The organism is Tateyamaria sp. syn59 (genome assembly GCF_007995245.1).
In the GTDB taxonomy this organism is placed as follows: domain Bacteria; phylum Pseudomonadota; class Alphaproteobacteria; order Rhodobacterales; family Rhodobacteraceae; genus Tateyamaria.
In genome coordinates this window covers 125,924-143,448 of sequence record NZ_VCBA01000005.1, presented here as the reverse complement: position 1 = coordinate 143,448, position 17,525 = coordinate 125,924, and the positions used below count along the sequence as shown (strand labels likewise).

The window sequence follows — 17,525 nt, the reverse complement described above, 5'->3', positions numbered from 1 at the left end:
TTCACTCAAATAAACCTGCGAAGAACCCGTTGCCCGACGGTTTGGGGGGCGACGTTGCAGAATTGTCCGGGGGTACGACTGCTGCGACAACCGATTGTTCCTGCGTTCGCTCGACCGTCTGCGTCAAAAGGCTTTGGCCCAGCTGATCCAGCGCCGTGCTGTTTGCATCTTCGTAGGCAGCAAGGCCCAGCACCTGATTGCCCACCTGGGCTGCACCGCGCCAGTAGGTGCCGCGCATATCGGGGCTGGGTGGGGCACCTGTCACCTGGACAACGGCCAGCGCGCCGTCTTCGGTCCGTTGCAACACGGTTTCCGACGTGCCTTCGAAGGCCGACGTGTCGATTTGCGCCGCGCCGTCCACTGCAACCGTCGTCGCCGTGATGATCGCGAGCGGAGCATCTGCTGTATGTTGGCCGCCCAGCGTGTCGCAGCGCGCCATGATCGCAAAACTGTCCCGCACGCTGCGTTTGTCCACGCAAAAGCCCGGCGGCGGCATCAGTTTGACCGTGCCGCCAGCAAGGTTTGCCCCGCTCAGCGCAAAGCCTTCTCCTGTCCCGGCCAGATTGAGGCCCGCGAAATCCTCGCACGCCGAGAGGGTCAGCAAAAGCGTGCCGAGCAGGACCCCTTTAGAGGTCCCAGTACTCATGTCGCTCTGCTTTTGCCCCGGGATGTGTGACCGCACCTTTGTATGTCTCGCCCACAAGCTGCGCATACTTCCAAAGCGCGCCCGAGGCGTAGATGTTTTCGCGCGGGCCGGACCAGTTGGCTTTGCGCTCTGCCAGTTCCTCGTCGGTCAGGTCGACGTTGATCGTGCCCTCGATGGCGTTGATCGTGATCACGTCGCCATCTTTCAGCAGAGCAATGGGGCCGCCATGGGCCGCCTCGGGGCCGACATGGCCGATGCAGAAGCCGCGTGTCGCGCCCGAGAAGCGGCCATCGGTGATCAGCGCCACCTTCTTGCCCATGCCCTGACCGGACAGGGCCGCCGTGGTCGCCAGCATTTCACGCATACCGGGGCCGCCCGAGGGCCCTTCGTTGCGGATGACGAACACGTCGCCTTCTTCGTAGGTGCGGTTCTGGACAGACTCAAAAGCATCCTGCTCGCATTCGAACACGCGCGCGGGGCCAGTGAAGATCTGGTGCTGGGCGTCCATGCCCGCGACCTTCACGATGGCACCTTCGGGGGCGACATTGCCCTTCAGACCCACGACACCGCCGGTCTTGGTGATGGGCGTTTCGATGGGGTAGATGACGCGCCCGTCGGCTTCGAGCGTGATCTTGTCCAGCTCTTCGCCGATGGTGTTGCCGGTGGCGGTGATGCAGTCCTCGTGGATAAGGCCCGCTTTGCGCAACTCCTTCATCACGACGTAAGTGCCGCCCGCTTCGTACATGTCCTTGGCGACGTATTGGCCGCCCGGTTTCAGGTCGACGAAGTATGGCGTGTCGCGGAAGATTTCGCACACGTCATCGAGGTAGAAGTCGATGCCAGCCTCATGGGCCATGGCGGGCAGGTGCAGGCCCGCGTTGGTGGATCCACCGGTGCAGGCGACGACGCGCGCGGCGTTTTCGAACGCTTCGCGGGTGCAGATGTCGCGGGCGCGGATGTTCTTTTCGATCAGGTTCATGACCGCAGAGCCAGACGCTTCGGCGTATTGGTCGCGGCTCTCGTAGGGGGCTGGGGCACCGGCGGAGTTGGGAAGCGCGAGGCCGATGGCCTCGGACACGCAGGCCATGGTGTTGGCGGTGAACTGGCCACCGCATGCACCGGCGGAAGGGCAGGCGACGCGTTCAAGGATGTCGAGTTCCGCCTCGGACATTGCACCGCTTTGCTGCTGGCCGACGGCTTCGAACATGTCCTGCACGGTCAGGTCGCGGTTGGCGTAGGCTTCGGGCACCTTGGCGCCGACGGGCGCGCGACCCGGAAGGATCGACCCGCCATAAAGGAAGACGGACGGCACGTTTAGACGGATCATCGCCATCATCATGCCCGGCAGGGATTTATCGCAACCGGCCAGACCCACGATGGCGTCATAGCAATGGCCGCGCATGGTCAGTTCGACCGTGTCGGCGATGGCTTCGCGGCTGGCCAGAGACGAGCGCATCCCCTCGTGTCCCATGGCGATGCCGTCGGTCACGGTGATCGTGGTGAATTCGCGCGGGGTGCCGCTGGCGGCCTTTACGCCCATCTTCACGGACTGCGCCTGGCGGTTCAGGGCGATGTTGCAGGGTGCCGCTTCGTTCCAGCAGGTGGCAACACCGACGAGGGGCTGGTGAATTTCCTCCTCCGTCATGCCCATGGCGTAATAGTAGGACCGGTGCGGCGCGCGCGCGGGCCCTTCGGTCACATGGCGGCTGGGTAGCTTGGACTTGTCGAACTTGCCTTTGAGCATCTGGCGTCTCCCCCGAAAAAGCGTCTGGACTGCAATAGCTTTTGGTCCGGGCCGCTGCAAGCGCTCGCGGTTGTAATAGGACAGGCCGGGCACTAGGTTTTGCGGACGGATTGCACCGGGTTGTTTTGTCGACCGTTTTTGATGGGGTGCCATCCATCAGGACGTGCCATGGATTCCACCATCTTTGCTTTCATCTGGAAGCATTCCAAGCGTGATCAGTTGTTGTTGCTGGGGCTGACGATTGTCACGTTCCCCTTCCTGTTTGCGACCTTGGAGCTGCCCAAGCGGATCATCAACGACGCCATCGGGGCGACGGACAACGTGGTCAACGTGCTCGGTTTCGATCTGAGCCAGATCCAGTTCCTGCTGGCGTTGTGCTTTGGTTATCTGGGCGCTGTGCTGGCCCATGGCCTGCTGAAGATGCGCCTGAACACGATGAAGGGCGTTACGGCCGAGCGGCTCTTGCGCCGCTTCCGCTTCCAGTTGATCAGTCGCATGCTGCGGTTCCCGCGCAGCTATTTCCGCTCGACCAGCCAAGGTGAGCTGGTCAGCATGGTGACATCCGAAGCCGAGCCGATGGGCGGGCTGATGGGTGATATGGTGGCCCAGCCCGTGTTTCAGGCGGGCCAGATGCTGATCATCGTGGTGTTCTTGTTCCTGCAATCGGTGTGGTTTGGGTTGGCAGGTATCGCGCTGATCCCTCTGCAGGCGTGGATCATTCCAATGCTGCAGCGCCAGATCAACCTGCTGAACAAGGAGCGCATCCGCGAGATCCGCGCCTTTTCATCCGAGATTGGCGAAAGTGCAGCCGGCATTTCCGACCTGCGCACCAATGGGGGGCTGCGCTACCGTTTGGCGCAGTTCACGAACCGGCTAAGCCGACTGTTTGAGGTGCGGTTTCAGATCTACCAGAAAAAGTTCTTTATGAAGTTTCTCAACAACTTCATCACGCAGCTCACGCCGTTCTTTTTCTATTCAGTTGGGGGTGTGCTGGCCATTCGGGGTGAGATCACGGTCGGCGCGCTCGTGGCGGCCATTGCGGCGTACAAGGATCTTTCGAGCCCCTGGAAGGAGTTGCTGACCTACTACAACCAGACGCAGGATATGTCGCTGCGATGGGAGATTGTGACCGAACGCTTTGCCCCACGCGACATGATCGACGAGACCCTGTTCGAGGGCGAGCCGGAGGTGATCCCGCATCTGCAGGGCGATATCGTTCTGGATGACGTGACCGTGCGCAACGCCGAAAACACGCCTGTTCTGGAACGCATCAACCTGACTATTCCTGCGGGTGCGCGTGTCGCCATTCAGGCCAAGAACCAGACCGAGCGCACCGCGCTGGCGGAGTTGCTGGTGCGTGAAGTTTTGCCCACGCGCGGGGCCATCACGGTGGCCGGGCACGACCTGTCAGAGCTGCACCAAGAGGTCGTGTCGGCCCGCATCGGCTATGCTCAGTCACGCCCATACCTTTTTGACGGCACACTGGGGACCAACCTGCTGATGCCGCTGATGACCCGGCCCAACACGGTGCCATGGGGTCAGGGCCGCAAGGACCGGTTCATCACAGAGGCGCTGCGGTCGGGCAACAGCCTTGACCGGATCGACGATGAATGGGTGGATCCTGCCCTAGCCGGTCTGGGGACCGAAGATGAGGTGCGGGCGTGGTGGTTCGCGCTGGTCGAGGCGATGGGCATTGATGAGTTCATGTTCCGGCGGATGCTGGTCAGTCGCATGGACCCCAATCAGCACCCCGATCTCGCAAAATCCATCGTGGACTTGCGACCCACAGTAGCGGAACGCCTGCGGGAAGAGGGGCTGGAAGACGCCGTCTATCGCTTTGACCCGGAGGAATTCAATCCGGCCGTACCGCTGGGCGGTAACCTTCTGTTTGCCGCGCCGTTACGCGACATCTCGCAACAGGGGCTGGCGCGCGACGAGCGGTTCATCAACCTTGTCTTTGAGCATGGGCTGGCCGAACAGGGCATCGCCATCTCACAAACCTTGATCGAGACATTGCACCAGACCTTTGGCCGCGATGGCACCAGCCATCCGCTGTTCACCGCCCTCAACATTGACGAAGAGATGTATGAGCAGCTGGTCGACATCTCCTCGCGCCGACGCGACCGTGGTGATATCGCGCTGACCGATGATGAGTTTGCGCTGCTGTTGACGGTGCCATTTGCCTTTACCGCTGAACAGATCGGCCCGGCGTTCCCCGAAAGTTTCAAGAATGAGATCGTGCAGATCCGCAAGACAAGCGGTGCAGCGCTGCGCGAGCAGACGCAGGGGTTCTTTATCCCTATTGCGCCTGACACGTATCTGCCGCGCCTGACGTTGGTCGAAAACCTGCTCTATGGTCGGATTTCCATGTTCGCCGGGGCCAAGGAAGAGGTGATCGAGGATCTGGTTGCCGATGTGCTGAACAGTCATGACTTGCGCAGGCAGGTGGCCGAGACTGTGTTTGACATACGCACGGGTCTGGGCGGCACGAACCTTCCGACGATCTTCCACGAGCGTGCCGCGTTCTCGCGTGCCGGGATCAAACGTCCGGATATCCTTGTCCTGGACCGTGCTTTGGCCAGCCACGGGAACGAGCAGAGGCGCAAGACCCGAGAGGCGCTGCGCGAACTTCTGCCCGAGTCCACGCTGATTTTCCTGGAAGAGAATTTCAACAACCCCGACGCCTACGACATGTTTGTCGAGATCAAGGACGGGCGGATTGATGGCGTTCAGGCGCATGACGAGGATGAAGAGGAAGCCGACGATCTGAGCCGCAAGTTACGCGTGATCTCTCGGGCCGAGCTGTTTTCGGGCGTGACCAGCCGCAACCAGCGCCTATTGGCCTTTGCCGCGCAATGGTACACCGCCGAGCCGGGGCAGCGCATTTTTTCCATGGATGAAAAGCCGGATGCTGCCTATCTGTGCGTCAAGGGTAGCGCGGTGCTGACCTACGATGGGGAAAACGGGGAGGACCGGCACGTGTCCGTGGTGGAACCAGGCCGACTGATTGGCGATCTGGCCATCATTCTGAACGAACCCCGGCAGCTGCATCTGACCGCGCTGACCGACGTGACCTTTCTGCGGATCGGTGCCACCGAATTCCGGGCCGTGCTTGAGGAGGATGCAACCGTCTTGCGCAGCCTGTTGAACACGGTGGCCGGTCACCTGACCGGGGTAGCCGAGTTGCTGCGGCAGGCCAATGTCCAGATCCCCGAGGACGAGGGGCCGCCACCGCCGCCGTTGGATCGCTGATGGGTGTTCTAAGCTTTGACTACCGCCCGCACGCGCACTTCATAGAGCCTGCACGGGATCGGGCGCAGTTGTGGCGTTTGGCTTTGGGTATCGTGCTGGTCGCCGGTTTCTTTCTGGTGCTCAGCAATCTGGTCATTGGCACGATCCTTGGCGTGCTTGAGCCTCAGACGGCCAGTACAATCGTACGGGACGCCCAGACAGGCCGGACCGCAGGTGGCATGTTGTTGCTGCTGTTTCAGCTTGGCCTTCTGGCTGTGGCCGCGTCTATGGTTGTCGTCATGGTGCACAAGCGCGGTCCGGCGACCCTGATCGGACCCATCGGGTTGGCCGTGCGCCAGTTCGGCGCAGTGCTGTTCATGTTGGTGCTGCTGACCATCGCGCTGTGGCTGCTGCCCCCCTACGATATAGGCGAGGGGACGCTGACCCTGAACATGTCGCCGGGCCGCTGGCTTCTGCTTCTGCCGATCGCGGTGGTGGCGGTTCTGGTGCAGATCGGGGCGGAAGAGATCGTCTTTCGCGGGTATCTGCAGCAGCAATTGGCGGCGCGCTTCCGGTCGCCGCTGATCTGGATGATTGCCCCTGCGGCGCTGTTTGGGGCAGGGCACTACCTGCCTGACAGCGCGGGCAGCAACGCGCTGACCATCGCGCTGTGGGCCACTATGTTTGGCATCCTGATGGCAGACCTGACCGCGCGGTCTGGTACGCTTGGCCCGGCGATGGCCGTGCACTTTGCCAACAACATCTCAGTCATGGTGCTGACCGCCACGCCGGACGAGATGTCGGGCCTTGCGCTCTATGTCCTGCCCTTCGGTATGGCGGACGAAGCGGCGATGGCAGCGTGGCTGCCTGTCGACTTTGGGTTCATGCTGGTCAGCTGGCTCGCCGCACGCCTTGCCATCCGCGCTTGATTGCATTTGCCGCGGCCCCGGATTAACTGAAACACAGAACGGCAGCAGGAAGCCCTTATGAACTGGATCACCAACTACGTCCGGCCCCGGATCAACTCGATCTTTTCGCGGCGCGAGACCCCGGACAATCTGTGGACCAAGTGTGATGAGTGCGGCACCATGCTGTTTCACCGCGAATTGGCGGACAATCTGAACGTCTGCACCAATTGCGGCCACCACATGGCGATCACGCCCCGCGACCGGTTCACGTCGTTGTTCGACGGCGGCATCTTTACCGAGGTCGAGGTGCCAGCACCCTTGGCCGATCCGCTGAATTTCCGCGACCAGAAGAAGTATCCCGACCGGATGAAGGCCGCCCAGAAGGCCACGGGTGAGACCGAGGCGATGCTCGTCGCGCGGGGTGAGATGGGCCGCACACCAGTTGTTGCCTGCGCGCAGGATTTTTCCTTCATGGGCGGGTCCATGGGCATGTATGTCGGCAACGCCATCATCGCCGCCGCCGAAGAAGCGGTGAAGCTGAAGCGCCCGCTGATCCTGTTCTCTGCCGCCGGTGGCGCGCGGATGCAGGAGGGTATCCTGAGCCTGATGCAGATGCCACGGACCACCGTTGCCGTGCAGATGCTGAAAGAGGCGGGTCTGCCCTACATCGTCGTCCTGACCCACCCGACGACGGGCGGGGTGACCGCGTCCTATGCCATGCTGGGTGACGTGCACATCGCCGAACCCAATGCGCTGATCTGCTTTGCCGGGCCGCGTGTGATCGAACAGACCATTCGCGAAAAGCTGCCCGAAGGGTTCCAGCGGGCCGAATATCTGCTGGATCACGGGATGCTCGACCGTGTGACCAAACGGACCGAGATGCGGGATGAGTTGATCACCATCACGCGGATGCTGATGGGCGAACCCCCTGCGGTCAAAGGCGACCTGCCCGCCCCTGCGCCCATCCCGACCGAAGAGCCCGTGACCGAGGACGCCCCCAAGGAATGAGCACCGGTTCCGACGCCATCCTCGAGCGGATGATGGCGCTGCACCCCAAGATCATCGACCTGACGCTGGACCGGGTGTGGCGGCTGCTTGAGGCGCTGGGCAATCCGCAGAATGACCTGCCGCCGGTGATCCACATTGCGGGCACCAATGGCAAAGGGTCGACGCAAGCGATGATCCGCGCTGGGCTGGAGGCGGCTGGCCACCGAGTGCACGCCTATACCTCGCCCCATCTGGCGCGGTTTCACGAGCGAATCCTGCTGGCAGGGGAGTTAATCTCTGAACCCGATCTGACGGCCTATCTGGACGAATGCTACGCCGCCAACGACGGCGCTGACATCACCTATTTCGAGATCACGACCTGTGCGGCGCTCCTGGCGTTTGCCCGGACGCCCGCAGACTACACGCTGCTTGAGGTCGGTCTGGGCGGCAGGCTTGATGCGACCAACGTGATCGACCGGCCCGAGCTGACCATCATTACGCCGGTGTCCATGGATCACGAAGCCTTCCTGGGCAACACGCTGGCCAAGATCGCGGGCGAAAAAGCGGGGATCATCAAGCGGGGTGTGCCGGTCATTGTCGGGCCGCAGGAGGATGACGGGCTTGACGTGATCGAGGCTAGGGCGACGCAGCTTGGCGCGCCCATTCTGGCCTACGGTCAACATTGGCATGCGGGTCCCGAACGGGACGGCATGGTCTATCAGGATGAGGCCGGTTTGCTGGACCTGCCCCGCCCGGTTCTGCCCGGCGATCACCAGATCCAGAACGCGGGCATCGCCCTTGCCGCGCTGCGCCACTTGGGCTGCGATGAGACGGCCTGTGAAGCGGCTGTCACTCAAGCGCAATGGCCCGCGCGGATGCAGCGGTTGCGCACTGGGCCGCTGGTGGATCAGGCGGGCGACGCTGAGCTGTGGCTGGACGGCGGGCACAATCCTGCTGCGGGTGCCGCCCTTGCAAGCGTTTTGCGTAGCCTGCCGAAGCGGCCGACACATCTGATCTGCGGCATGTTGAACACAAAGGACGCGCGCGGGTACTTACGCCCGCTTTCGGTGCATGTGGACAGCCTGACCGCGCTGTCTATTCCGGGCGAGAAGAACACATTGCCCGCCGATGAAACGGCGCAGGCGGCGCGGGATGTTGGCATGACGGCATTTGAAGCAAAGGATGCACAGGCCGCGCTGGCCGCAATTCTGGCCAGAGAACCACATGCGCGGGTCTTGATCTGTGGCTCACTTTACCTCGCTGGGGCCATTCTGCGCGAAAACGGGTGAGCACAGCCGTTGGGGCCTCAACATGGGATCAGCCACATCATGTTGACCAGTTTGCGGCCAATTTGCTACATCTAGAACGTATTTTGGCCTGAACGTGGATCAACCATGACGGGCGCGCTTTTGGGGAAGCAGTATGTTCAGGCGGAAAGAGGCGGCGGATGTGGCGTCGCACGCAGCGGACGCATCATCCAACATCAAGCTGCTTTTGGTGGCGTCAGCGTTTCTCGTGGTCACGATTGTCTTGATCCTGCTGCAGCCGGGATCCATGACGCCGCCGACAGAACCCGTCGCTACCGCGCAAGGTGCGGAGGTTGTATCCGACGCCGAAGTGGCGGTGACGCGCGCCGACGCGTCTCTTTTGGATCTCCAGTCCGTGACGGCTTCCGAGGCGGTCAGCCGTCAGTTGCGCCAGCCCATTCGGCTGACCGACACCGATGCGCGGCATACCGATTTGCGCAGCCTGACCTCGGCGGTGTTGATCGGATTTGGATACACGCCGCAGCCGGGCGATCGTTTACAGGCCCTGTTGGTGCAGGCCCTGACCGAAGGGCAATCAAACGCCTATATCGACGCGCTTTTGAACACGGCTGCCGCGCGCGGTGAGTTCCCATTGCCGCACCAGTTGACAACTGCGGCAGGTCGGCTGGACACAGATGCGCTGTTGGTGGCCCTGGTCCGGCAATCTCAAAGCTAGCTCGCCCACTCCGCACTTTGCATTTCGCGCAGGCGCGAGGCGGTGCGTTCGAATTCGAACGTGCCTTCGCCCTCAAGATACAGCATTTCGGGTGTGTCGGCGGCAGAACAGATCAACCGAACATGGGCCTCGTAAAGCGCGTCGATCAGGGTGACGAAGCGCTTGGCCTCGTTGAAATTGCTGCGGCCCAAGCACGGTATGTCGTCGATCATCAGCACTCTGCAAGCCTCGGCGATGGCAAGGTAGTCGCCGGGCCCCAGCGGTTTGGCGCATAGATCGAAAAAGCTGCTGCGCCCGATGCCGTTGCGGAATTGCGGGATGGTCACGGTGCGCCCCTTGATCGCCAGGTCAAGCGCCTCAGCCTGCCCTCCCGACAGATCGGCCCAGATCGCGTCCATCTCGGCCCGTGCCGTTGCGCCGAGCGGGGAGAAGTAGACCGGGCTGCCAGACAGTCGGTCCTGCCGGTAGTCGGTGGGCGAGGCCAATTCCCAGACGACCATCTTGTCTTTCAAAAGGTCGATGAATGGGACAAACAGTTGACGGTTCAGCCCGTCCTTGTACAGGTCATCCGGCACGCGATTGGATGTCGTCACGACCACAACACCGGCGGCAAAAAGAGCCTCGAACAACCGTCCGACGATCATCGCGTCGGTGATGTCCGTGATCTGCATCTCGTCAAAGGCCAACAGGCGGACCGAAGCGGCGACGTCGGCCGCCACAGGCGCGATGGCATCATCCACGCCGCGTTGGCGGGCGGCGTGCATGGCCGCATGAATTTCCTGCATGAAGGCATGGAAGTGAACCCGACGCGCCGGCACGTCGAGGCGTGATGCGAAAAAGTCCATGAGCATCGACTTTCCGCGCCCCACACCGCCCCACAGATACAGCCCCTTGGGCGGTTCGGGCGCCTTGCGGAACAGCCCTTTTTTCACAGGCGCGGCAAGGGCTGCACGGATGCGTTCAAACTCGGGCAGGACGGCCAGTTGCGCAGGGTCGGGCCGCAAGTCGCCCTTGTCCACAAGCGCTTGGTATTCGGTCAAAAGGTCAGTCATCGCCCACCGTCGTAGCGTGCGCATCGGGCCATGGGAAGCGCGGTCAGATCAGGAATGGTGATTGCGATGGCAAGAAATCCTGATTTGACGCAATCACGCGGTTCCATACAGTCGGCAAGCCAACCAGAGATGACCGCCATGACCGACCGCTCCCCCATCTTCACCCCCGTCCTGATCGTCGGCTGTGTGATCATCATGGTCAGCTTTGCCGTACGCGCATCCTTTGGCGTGTTCCAGATCCCGATTGCGGAGGAGTTTGGATGGCTGCGCACCGAGTTCTCGCTCGCCATCGCGATCCAGAACCTGGCCTGGGGCATCGGACAGCCGATTTTCGGCGCGATTGCGGAAAAGATCGGGGACCGCAAGGCAATCATCATGGGTGCGTTGACATATGCTGCTGGCATGGTGCTTTCGGCGTGGTCGACGACGCCGCTTGAGCACCAGCTATACGCGTGGCTTGTGGGATTTGGCGTGGCAGGCACCGGTTTTGGCGTGATCCTGGCCGTCGTGGGCCGGGCGTCCAGCGATGACAACCGGTCGATGAGCCTTGCCATCGCAACCGCTGCAGGTTCGGCCGGTCAAGTCTTTGGTGCGCCGCTGGCCGAATGGATGCTGACCGTGATGACGTGGCAAAGCGTGTTCGTGATCTTTGCTGCCGCCATCCTGACCCTCATCCTGTGCCTGCCCCTCATGCGCGCCCCTGCGATGGCCTCCAAGGCCGAGTTGGAAGAGAGCATGGGGCAGATCCTGATCAAGGCGTTCAAGGATCCGTCCTACACCCTGATCTTTCTGGGCTTCTTTTCCTGCGGCTACCAGCTTGCCTTTGTCACGGCCCACTTCCCGGCCTTCGTGACCGAGGTCTGCGGCCCCATCGTGCCCGGCAGCATGTTGCACAACCTGGGCATCACGACGACGTCCGCGCTGGGGGCCTGGGCCATTTCCCTGATCGGTCTTGCCAATATTGCCGGAACGCTGGCCGCCGGCTGGGCGGGCAAGCGGTTTTCCAAGAAGTACCTGCTGGCGGGTATTTATACGGCCCGTACGCTGGTGGCGGCGCTGTTCATTATCTTCCCGATGACACCCATGACCGTGATCGTCTTTTCCATCGCCATGGGATCATTGTGGCTGGCAACGGTGCCCCTGACGAGCGGGCTTGTCGCTCATATCTATGGGTTGCGGTATATGGGCACGCTTTATGGGATCGTGTTTTTCAGCCATCAGCTGGGGTCGTTTCTCGGGGTCTGGCTGGGCGGCCGGATGTACGACCTTTATGGCTCGTATGAACAGGTGTGGTGGATTGGCGTTGCCGTGGGTGCCTTCAGCGCGGTCGTACATTTGCCCATTCGCGAGCGTCCCTTGGCCCAAACGGCTGCCGCCTAGCCGCGCGAGGCGCGTATCACCTCAAGCACCGCATCTGTGTGCGTGTAGGGCAGACCGTGGCCTGCACCGGTGATCACCGATTGTCGCACCGCCGGGTTCCAGTCTGCCAGCGTATCCCTTGAGGTCAGCGGGATCACATCGTCCCCTTCGCCCCAGATAGCGAGCACCGGTACACCTGCTGCCGCAATCGCCACGTGTTGGTCTTCACATGTGCCGCGCAGCACACCGCGCAAACTGGACAGGACCGCGGGAAAGAACCCGCGGCGTTCCGTTTCACCATGTTGCAGGTCGTGAATATCATCCACGGACGACGGTTGGTCCACCTCGGAAGAAACGCCCCGCCGCAGGGTCCAGGGATAGGCCGCCAGAAACAGCCAGTCGCCCAACACCGGCACGTCGCGCGCAAGGGCAAGTTTGCCGCCCCCCAGTTCGACCATTCCTGCCGGCGCCAGAAGGATCAACTGTTTGACACCGTTGGGATGCCGGGCTGCGAAATGCGCGGCAATGGCGCCGCCCATCGAATAGCCAAACAGGGTCAGCGGCTCCGTCACCCGTTCATGCGCCAGCAGGTCGACCAGCTGGCGTTCAAAGAAGTCTGCCGTCTGGGCCTCGCGTACCCTGTCGGAAAACCCACGCCCATACAGGTCGTAGACAAGAACCCGAAAGCCAAGAAGCGCCAGTCCCCTGGCCATGCCGTACCAGACGAAGGAGGGCGTGGTCAGCCCATGCACGCACACAGCCACCGGACCACGTTCCGGTCCCAACCACTCGAAATGAGTGGTGCCCTGTGACAGAAGGGCGAACTGGCCCGGCGCTTTGGCGCGCTCCGCATCGGTCATGCCCTTGCGACTCCACTCGATCGTGAAGGGCACCGCCGCAAGACCGAGGGCAATCAGCAATACCCACATCAAGAGGCGATCCACCGATCCAGGATGTACCGGCTGGTCATCAGGTCCAGATGCGCGCCGCCACCGTTCTTGAACAGCGTAATGTCGTCCGGGCTGCGGGTGAATGCGCCTAGATCGTAGTAATCGGCAATAAGATGGTCGCGGGTGATCGTGCCTGCCTCCAGAGGGATCTTCACCTCTCCGATATGCCCGACAGTGGTGTCGAAACTGTCAACGAAAACGCGCGATTTCAGCAGGGCATCATCGTCCACCTCGCGCATGTCGGGCCGGTAGGCGCCGATAAGGTCGATGTGCTGGCCTGGTTGCAGCCAGTCGCCATGGATCAGCGGTTCGGTCGACATTGTCGCGCTGGTGATGATGTCGGCGCCGCGGACCGCTTGCTCGAGATCACTCGCAACGGTCAGCGTCGGACGCTCGGCTGCCATGTTTAGGGCATTGGTCCGTGTGCGGTTCCAGACCTGAAAATTTGCATCGGGAAAGATCGCGGAATAGGCATCGTGCAGCGCACGCCCCACCGTCCCTGCGCCAACAATCAGGATGTTGCGGCTGTCTGGACGGGCCAGCTTGCGCGCGGCCAGCAGGCTGTCGCCCGCCGTCTTCCACTTGGTGACCAGGTGAAAATCAATGATGGCTTGCAGCGTGCCATTGGCATCGGAGTAAAGGTTCACACCCCCGTTGATCATTGGTGCGCCCCTGCCCGGATTGTCCGGAAAGACAGTGGCCGTTTTGACCGCCATGCCCATCCCGTCGATCCACGCCGCGCGGCTGAGCAACGTATCGTGATCGCGATAAAGGAATGTATCGCCGATCTCTGCTTGGGGCAGTGCGTGCCCCTCAGCCAGCGCATCGGTCAGGCCAATCCAGTCCAGCAACGCCTCGCCTTCGGCAAAGGGGATGAACGGGACCGAGGTCACGCTGCCTCGCTTTCCGTGAGCAGCCCTTCGGTCACGAGGCGTTTGGCCCACCCTTCGGGCCCTTTGAAGTGGTGCGTCCGCCATCCGCGCATCTGTGCGGCGGCAATATTCTCACTGCGGTCATCGGTGAAAATCAGGCTTTCGCCGCTCAGCCCGCTTTCGTCTTCCAGCATCTTGTAGATCGTCGGGTCGGGTTTGATCACCTTCATGTGGCCCGAGATGAAGTCGCGATCAAACTGTCGCATGAACGGGTAGTCATTCGCGGCGCGGTCATAGGTGTCGACGCCGAAATTCGTCAGGCTGAACACGGGGACGCCCTTGGCCTGCAGCGCGCCCATGATGCGGACGGACCGGTCAATCTGGGGCGACGCCATTTCGATCCAACGGTCGTGCCACATGCGAATTTCGGTGACCCATTGCGGGTGCTTGGCCGCAAGATCGTGAACCGACCGGGCAAAGGGGGCGCCCCTATCCACCTCGAGGTTCATGCCGTCCAGATCGACCTCGTTGAACAAGGTGCGCCGCCGCTCTTCCCCGATCACACTGTCGTAGAACCGCTCGGGCTGCCACTCGATCAAGACATTGCCGATATCAAATACGACGGCTTGAATGGTCATCTTTTTGCTGCTCTCAATTCTCTTTCCAATGCGTCCAGAAAACGCGATCTGTCAGCCTTGGTAAAGCCCTTGCCGCCGCCTTGCCGGAATGGATCAGCCGCGCGCAGGTCGGCCATCAGGTCGCGGGTGGCAAGGACATTGCCGATGTTGGCTTGGGTCAGTGCCTCGCCATTATGCTTCAGTACACGCGCGCCCGCTTCGACACATTTTGCGGCCAGGGGGATGTCGCCGGTGATCACCACATCACCCGGGCCTGCGCGGTCAGCGATCCAAATGTCGGCGATGTCGGGCCCTTCGGGCACGATAACAGTCTCTACCAATGGGTTTTGCGAGGGACGGAGACCACCGTTGGACACGACTTTCATCGGGACCTTGTGCCGTGTGGCAACACGTTCTGCCTCGGCCTTTACGGGGCAGGCATCAGCGTCGATATAAAGCGTCGTCATGCCCAAAGATGTTCGGCGTGGAAGGCCACGTGATCTTCCATGAAGGTCGAGACGAAGAAGTAGGAATGGTCGTATCCCGGCTGCATCCGGAACTGGATCTGCTGACGCCGCGCTGCTGCGGCTTCGGCGAGTGCTTCGGGTTTCAGCAGGTCGATGAACTGGTCGTTCGTGCCGGTGTCGATCAGCATCGGCCCGTCAAAGCCTCGGTCACGCATGCACAGCGTGGCATCGTGGGGCGACCAGATCTCTTCATTGTTCCCCAAATATGCAGACAACTGTTTGCGCCCCCAGTCGCTGGCCGTGGGGTTTGTGATCGGTGAAAAGGCCGACACTGACCGGAACTGTCCCCGCGGGGACATCGCCATGGTCAGCGCACCGTGCCCGCCCATGGAGTGCCCCGTGATCGACTGGCGGTCCATGTCTATGTCGAAGTTCCGTTCCAGCAGAACCGGCAACTCGTCCATCACATAGTCCCACATGCGGTAATGGGAGGCCCACGGCTCTTCGGTGGCGTTCACGTAAAATCCGGCGCCTTTCCCAAGATCATAACCATCGTCATCTGCTACCTCATCGCCGCGGGGGGACGTGTCGGGGAAGCACAACGCGATGCCGTGCTCAGCCGCCCACGCCTGCGCGCCCGCCTTTGTCATGGCGTTTTCGTGGGTGCAGGTCAGGCCTGACAGATACCAGAGCAGGGGGACGGGTCCATCCTTGGCCTCGGCGGGCAGGAACAGGCCAAAGGTCATGTCGCAGGAACAGGCGGTCGAGGCGTGTGTATAGACCCCTTGGGTGCCGCCGAAGCAGGTGTTTTCAGAGACAGTATCCATAGGCATGTTCCTTTCGTTTTCCCATCGCTACCGGGGGTTGGCGCGTGCGGCAAGTTGCGGGAGCCTCCGGCGGCGGTTTATTTGGCGAAATGAAGAAGGATCAGCTCACCCACGCGATCACCGCTGTGAGGGTTGCGACGCTGAGTGTGGTCGAGACGAGGATGGCGGCAGAGACCCTTTGTGGGGCAACGCCATAGTGCTGTGCCAGCATGTAGATGTTGCCTGCCACGGGCATGGCAGCGCAGGCAATGATCATGGCCGCGCCAAAGGGCTCGACGCTGAAAAGGAAGAGCGCTGAGAACGCGACAAAGGCCGGGTGCAGCACCAGTTTGCATAAGCTGAGCCAACCCGCGATTTCAATACGCTCGGCTGATTTGGAGGCGAGGGAGGCACCGATGGCGAACAGGGCACCCGGTGTCGCGGCACCGCCGAGGATCGTCAGAAAGTCGTTCATCGGGTCAGGGATGGGTATTTTGAGGCCCGACCACAGAAGGCCTAGGGCCATCGCGACGATCATCGGGTTTTTTAGCAGGCCCATCCCGATGGTCTTGATGATCGCCGGTGACATGCGCCCATCGCGCCCGATGGTGATCAGGATAACGATCAGGCTGGAAAACACGATGAGGTCCGTGGCGAGGACCAGCATCACGGGGCCAATGGCTTCTGGACCGAAGAGGAGCGCTAGCATGGGCAACCCCAGAAAGCCCGCGTTGCCGATCACCGCGCATTGCGCTTCGACCGCGTTGGTCTGCACATCAAGGCCGCGCAGGAAACCGACCATGGTCGCGATTCCGTAGACGAAAGCGGTGCCCCAGAGGTACGCTGCAACAAGACGTCCATCCCAAACCTCGGCCAGTTCGAGGTTTGCGGCAAAGCGAAAGATCATCGCGGACAGGGCGAAATAAAATACGAATTTCGTCAGATAGGCCGTCGCCTCTTCGGTGAAAAAGCGGGTGCGGCCCGCCCAATAGCCAAGGCCGATCAGCGCGAAAAAGGGCAGGGTCTTCAGCAGGATGGGCAGCATGCATCAGGGATAGCGCGTGTTGTCTTGGCTATCCACTGCCGATGATCCTGCGCGCCGCGAAAAGCGCTATCTCAGGGGGTGCTGCGGTGTTATGCGGTGACTTTTGATGTGGGGCAAGCGGTGTGGGCCGTTGGTTTTTCGTGTAGAAACTGAACGAAACGGTTTATATTGAGGATCATCCCGCTGCACAGGACGCCAGATGAACGACGCAATGCCAATTGTCCGTAAGGGCCGGAAATTTGACCAGGTTCTGGACGGGGCGCGTGATGTGTTCATGGCCGACGGCTTTGAGGGGGCGAGTGTGGATGACATTGCCCGCGCCGCGGGGGTCAGCAAGGCGACGCTCTATAGCTACTTCCCGGACAAGCGCCTGCTGTTCATGGAGGTGGCCAACTCGGAATGCGCCCGCCAAAGTCAGGATGCCATCGACAATATCGACATGAATGCCGCGCCGCGCGAGGTGCTGTGCCAGGCCGGCAAACATTTCCTGAGGTTCATCACGTCGAAGTTCGGACAACAGGTGTTTCGTATCTGCGTGGCGGAATCGGATCGCTTCCCCGAGATCGGGCGCGCCTTTTACAAGTCCGGGCCCGAACGTATGCGTGCCGAGATGGGCGAGTATTTCGAGGCCGCCGTGGCGCGCGGGGACCTGAAGATTGACGATTACACGCTGGCAGCGGACCAGTTTGGTGAGCTGTGCAAGGCGGATATCTGGCCGCGCCTGATGTTCGGGGTGATCGACAGCGTCACCGAAGAAGACATCGACCGCGTCGTCGACAGCGCCGTCAAGACGTTCCTGGCCCGCTACGGCGCGTGATGTCGCAGGTGGGCTGACTCGACTCAAGGACCCGACTCAGC

Annotated in this window: 16 protein-coding genes; 7 read left to right on the top strand and 9 right to left on the bottom strand. The window is 61.6% G+C overall.

Annotated features, from left to right (window positions below):
* Position 1: 1 nt before the first annotated feature.
* Positions 2 to 646: a hypothetical protein gene (locus tag FD715_RS11300; RefSeq protein ID WP_147109641.1), complete on the bottom strand. Its 645-nt coding sequence runs from the start codon at positions 644 to 646 to the stop codon at positions 2 to 4.
* The gene (gene ilvD, locus FD715_RS11295) at positions 627 to 2,390 is read right to left on the bottom strand and encodes a dihydroxy-acid dehydratase (RefSeq protein ID WP_147109639.1); all 1,764 of its coding nucleotides are present in this window, start codon (positions 2,388 to 2,390) and stop codon (positions 627 to 629) included. Before ilvD ends, FD715_RS11300 begins: the two co-directional genes overlap by 20 nt.
* 168 nt (positions 2,391 to 2,558) lie before the next feature.
* On the opposite strand from ilvD, the gene FD715_RS11290 reads away from it, so the two are divergent.
* The 5 genes from FD715_RS11290 (at position 2,559) to FD715_RS11270 (ending at position 9,499) form a co-directional block, all read left to right on the top strand.
* A complete protein-coding gene (locus FD715_RS11290) occupies positions 2,559 to 5,642 on the top strand; it encodes an ABC transporter transmembrane domain-containing protein (protein ID WP_147109637.1) in 3,084 nt (1,027 codons plus the stop codon).
* The gene (locus tag FD715_RS11285) at positions 5,642 to 6,550 is read left to right on the top strand and encodes a CPBP family intramembrane glutamic endopeptidase (protein ID WP_147109635.1); all 909 of its coding nucleotides are present in this window, start codon (positions 5,642 to 5,644) and stop codon (positions 6,548 to 6,550) included. The genes FD715_RS11290 and FD715_RS11285 overlap by 1 nt, the downstream gene beginning before the upstream one ends.
* Before the next feature lie 57 nt (positions 6,551 to 6,607).
* Positions 6,608 to 7,537: an acetyl-CoA carboxylase, carboxyltransferase subunit beta gene (accD, locus tag FD715_RS11280; protein ID WP_147109634.1), complete on the top strand. Its 930-nt coding sequence runs from the start codon at positions 6,608 to 6,610 to the stop codon at positions 7,535 to 7,537.
* Positions 7,534 to 8,805, top strand: coding sequence for a folylpolyglutamate synthase/dihydrofolate synthase family protein (locus tag FD715_RS11275; protein WP_147109632.1), 1,272 nt, complete (start codon positions 7,534 to 7,536; stop codon positions 8,803 to 8,805). The genes accD and FD715_RS11275 overlap by 4 nt, the downstream gene beginning before the upstream one ends.
* Before the next feature lie 133 nt (positions 8,806 to 8,938).
* Positions 8,939 to 9,499, top strand: coding sequence for a hypothetical protein (locus FD715_RS11270; protein WP_147109630.1), 561 nt, complete (start codon positions 8,939 to 8,941; stop codon positions 9,497 to 9,499).
* Here FD715_RS11270 and zapE read toward each other — a convergent pair.
* Positions 9,496 to 10,551: a cell division protein ZapE gene (zapE, locus tag FD715_RS11265; protein ID WP_147109628.1), complete on the bottom strand. Its 1,056-nt coding sequence runs from the start codon at positions 10,549 to 10,551 to the stop codon at positions 9,496 to 9,498. The two genes, FD715_RS11270 and zapE, sit on opposite strands and share 4 nt — an antisense overlap.
* Before the next feature lie 138 nt (positions 10,552 to 10,689).
* Here zapE and FD715_RS11260 point away from each other — a divergent pair, with 138 nt between their 5' ends.
* Positions 10,690 to 11,931 carry an MFS transporter gene (locus tag FD715_RS11260; RefSeq protein ID WP_147109626.1) on the top strand — a complete coding sequence of 414 codons (1,242 nt, stop codon included), beginning with the start codon at positions 10,690 to 10,692 and terminating at the stop codon, positions 11,929 to 11,931.
* On the opposite strand, the gene FD715_RS11255 is transcribed toward FD715_RS11260, so the two are convergent.
* The 6 genes from FD715_RS11255 to FD715_RS11230 form a co-directional block, all read right to left on the bottom strand.
* Entirely contained in the window at positions 11,928 to 12,839 is a 912-nt protein-coding gene (locus FD715_RS11255; RefSeq protein ID WP_370455388.1) for an alpha/beta hydrolase, read from the bottom strand. The genes FD715_RS11260 and FD715_RS11255 overlap by 4 nt on opposite strands.
* Positions 12,839 to 13,753 (bottom strand): ornithine cyclodeaminase family protein, encoded by a 915-nt coding sequence (locus tag FD715_RS11250; RefSeq protein ID WP_223274840.1) that lies wholly within the window; start codon positions 13,751 to 13,753, stop codon positions 12,839 to 12,841. Before FD715_RS11250 ends, FD715_RS11255 begins: the two co-directional genes overlap by 1 nt.
* Positions 13,750 to 14,370 (bottom strand): HAD family phosphatase, encoded by a 621-nt coding sequence (locus tag FD715_RS11245; RefSeq protein WP_147109620.1) that lies wholly within the window; start codon positions 14,368 to 14,370, stop codon positions 13,750 to 13,752. The genes FD715_RS11250 and FD715_RS11245 overlap by 4 nt, the downstream gene beginning before the upstream one ends.
* A complete protein-coding gene (locus FD715_RS11240; RefSeq protein ID WP_147109618.1) occupies positions 14,367 to 14,816 on the bottom strand; it encodes a YaiI/YqxD family protein in 450 nt (149 codons plus the stop codon). The genes FD715_RS11245 and FD715_RS11240 overlap by 4 nt, the downstream gene beginning before the upstream one ends.
* A complete protein-coding gene (gene fghA, locus FD715_RS11235; protein WP_147109615.1) occupies positions 14,813 to 15,643 on the bottom strand; it encodes an S-formylglutathione hydrolase in 831 nt (276 codons plus the stop codon). The genes FD715_RS11240 and fghA overlap by 4 nt, the downstream gene beginning before the upstream one ends.
* Positions 15,644 to 15,743: 100 nt before the next feature.
* Positions 15,744 to 16,667, bottom strand: a complete 924-nt coding sequence (locus FD715_RS11230; protein WP_147109613.1) for an AEC family transporter — start codon at positions 16,665 to 16,667, stop codon at positions 15,744 to 15,746.
* A 199-nt stretch (positions 16,668 to 16,866) separates the two neighbouring features.
* Here FD715_RS11230 and FD715_RS11225 point away from each other — a divergent pair, with 199 nt between their 5' ends.
* Entirely contained in the window at positions 16,867 to 17,484 is a 618-nt protein-coding gene (locus FD715_RS11225) for a TetR/AcrR family transcriptional regulator (protein WP_147109611.1), read from the top strand.
* Positions 17,485 to 17,525 lie beyond the last annotated feature (41 nt).

Excerpts from the sequence above, each read along its gene's own strand:
- accD (WP_147109634.1), top strand. The coding sequence starts at position 6,608 with ATGAACTGGATCACCAACTACGTCCGGCCCCGGATCAACTCGATCTTT.
- FD715_RS11275 (WP_147109632.1), top strand. The coding sequence starts at position 7,534 with ATGAGCACCGGTTCCGACGCCATCCTCGAGCGGATGATGGCGCTGCAC.
- fghA (WP_147109615.1), bottom strand. The coding sequence starts at position 15,643 with ATGGATACTGTCTCTGAAAACACCTGCTTCGGCGGCACCCAAGGGGTC.
- FD715_RS11230 (WP_147109613.1), bottom strand. The coding sequence starts at position 16,667 with ATGCTGCCCATCCTGCTGAAGACCCTGCCCTTTTTCGCGCTGATCGGC.
- FD715_RS11285 (WP_147109635.1), top strand. The coding sequence starts at position 5,642 with ATGGGTGTTCTAAGCTTTGACTACCGCCCGCACGCGCACTTCATAGAG.
- FD715_RS11260 (WP_147109626.1), top strand. The coding sequence starts at position 10,690 with ATGACCGACCGCTCCCCCATCTTCACCCCCGTCCTGATCGTCGGCTGT.
- zapE (WP_147109628.1), bottom strand. The coding sequence starts at position 10,551 with ATGACTGACCTTTTGACCGAATACCAAGCGCTTGTGGACAAGGGCGAC.
- FD715_RS11245 (WP_147109620.1), bottom strand. The coding sequence starts at position 14,370 with ATGACCATTCAAGCCGTCGTATTTGATATCGGCAATGTCTTGATCGAG.
- ilvD (WP_147109639.1), bottom strand. The coding sequence starts at position 2,390 with ATGCTCAAAGGCAAGTTCGACAAGTCCAAGCTACCCAGCCGCCATGTG.
- FD715_RS11225 (WP_147109611.1), top strand. The coding sequence starts at position 16,867 with ATGAACGACGCAATGCCAATTGTCCGTAAGGGCCGGAAATTTGACCAG.
- FD715_RS11300 (WP_147109641.1), bottom strand. The coding sequence starts at position 646 with ATGAGTACTGGGACCTCTAAAGGGGTCCTGCTCGGCACGCTTTTGCTG.
- FD715_RS11290 (WP_147109637.1), top strand. The coding sequence starts at position 2,559 with ATGGATTCCACCATCTTTGCTTTCATCTGGAAGCATTCCAAGCGTGAT.
- FD715_RS11270 (WP_147109630.1), top strand. The coding sequence starts at position 8,939 with ATGTTCAGGCGGAAAGAGGCGGCGGATGTGGCGTCGCACGCAGCGGAC.
- FD715_RS11240 (WP_147109618.1), bottom strand. The coding sequence starts at position 14,816 with ATGACGACGCTTTATATCGACGCTGATGCCTGCCCCGTAAAGGCCGAG.
- FD715_RS11255 (WP_370455388.1), bottom strand. The coding sequence starts at position 12,839 with ATGTGGGTATTGCTGATTGCCCTCGGTCTTGCGGCGGTGCCCTTCACG.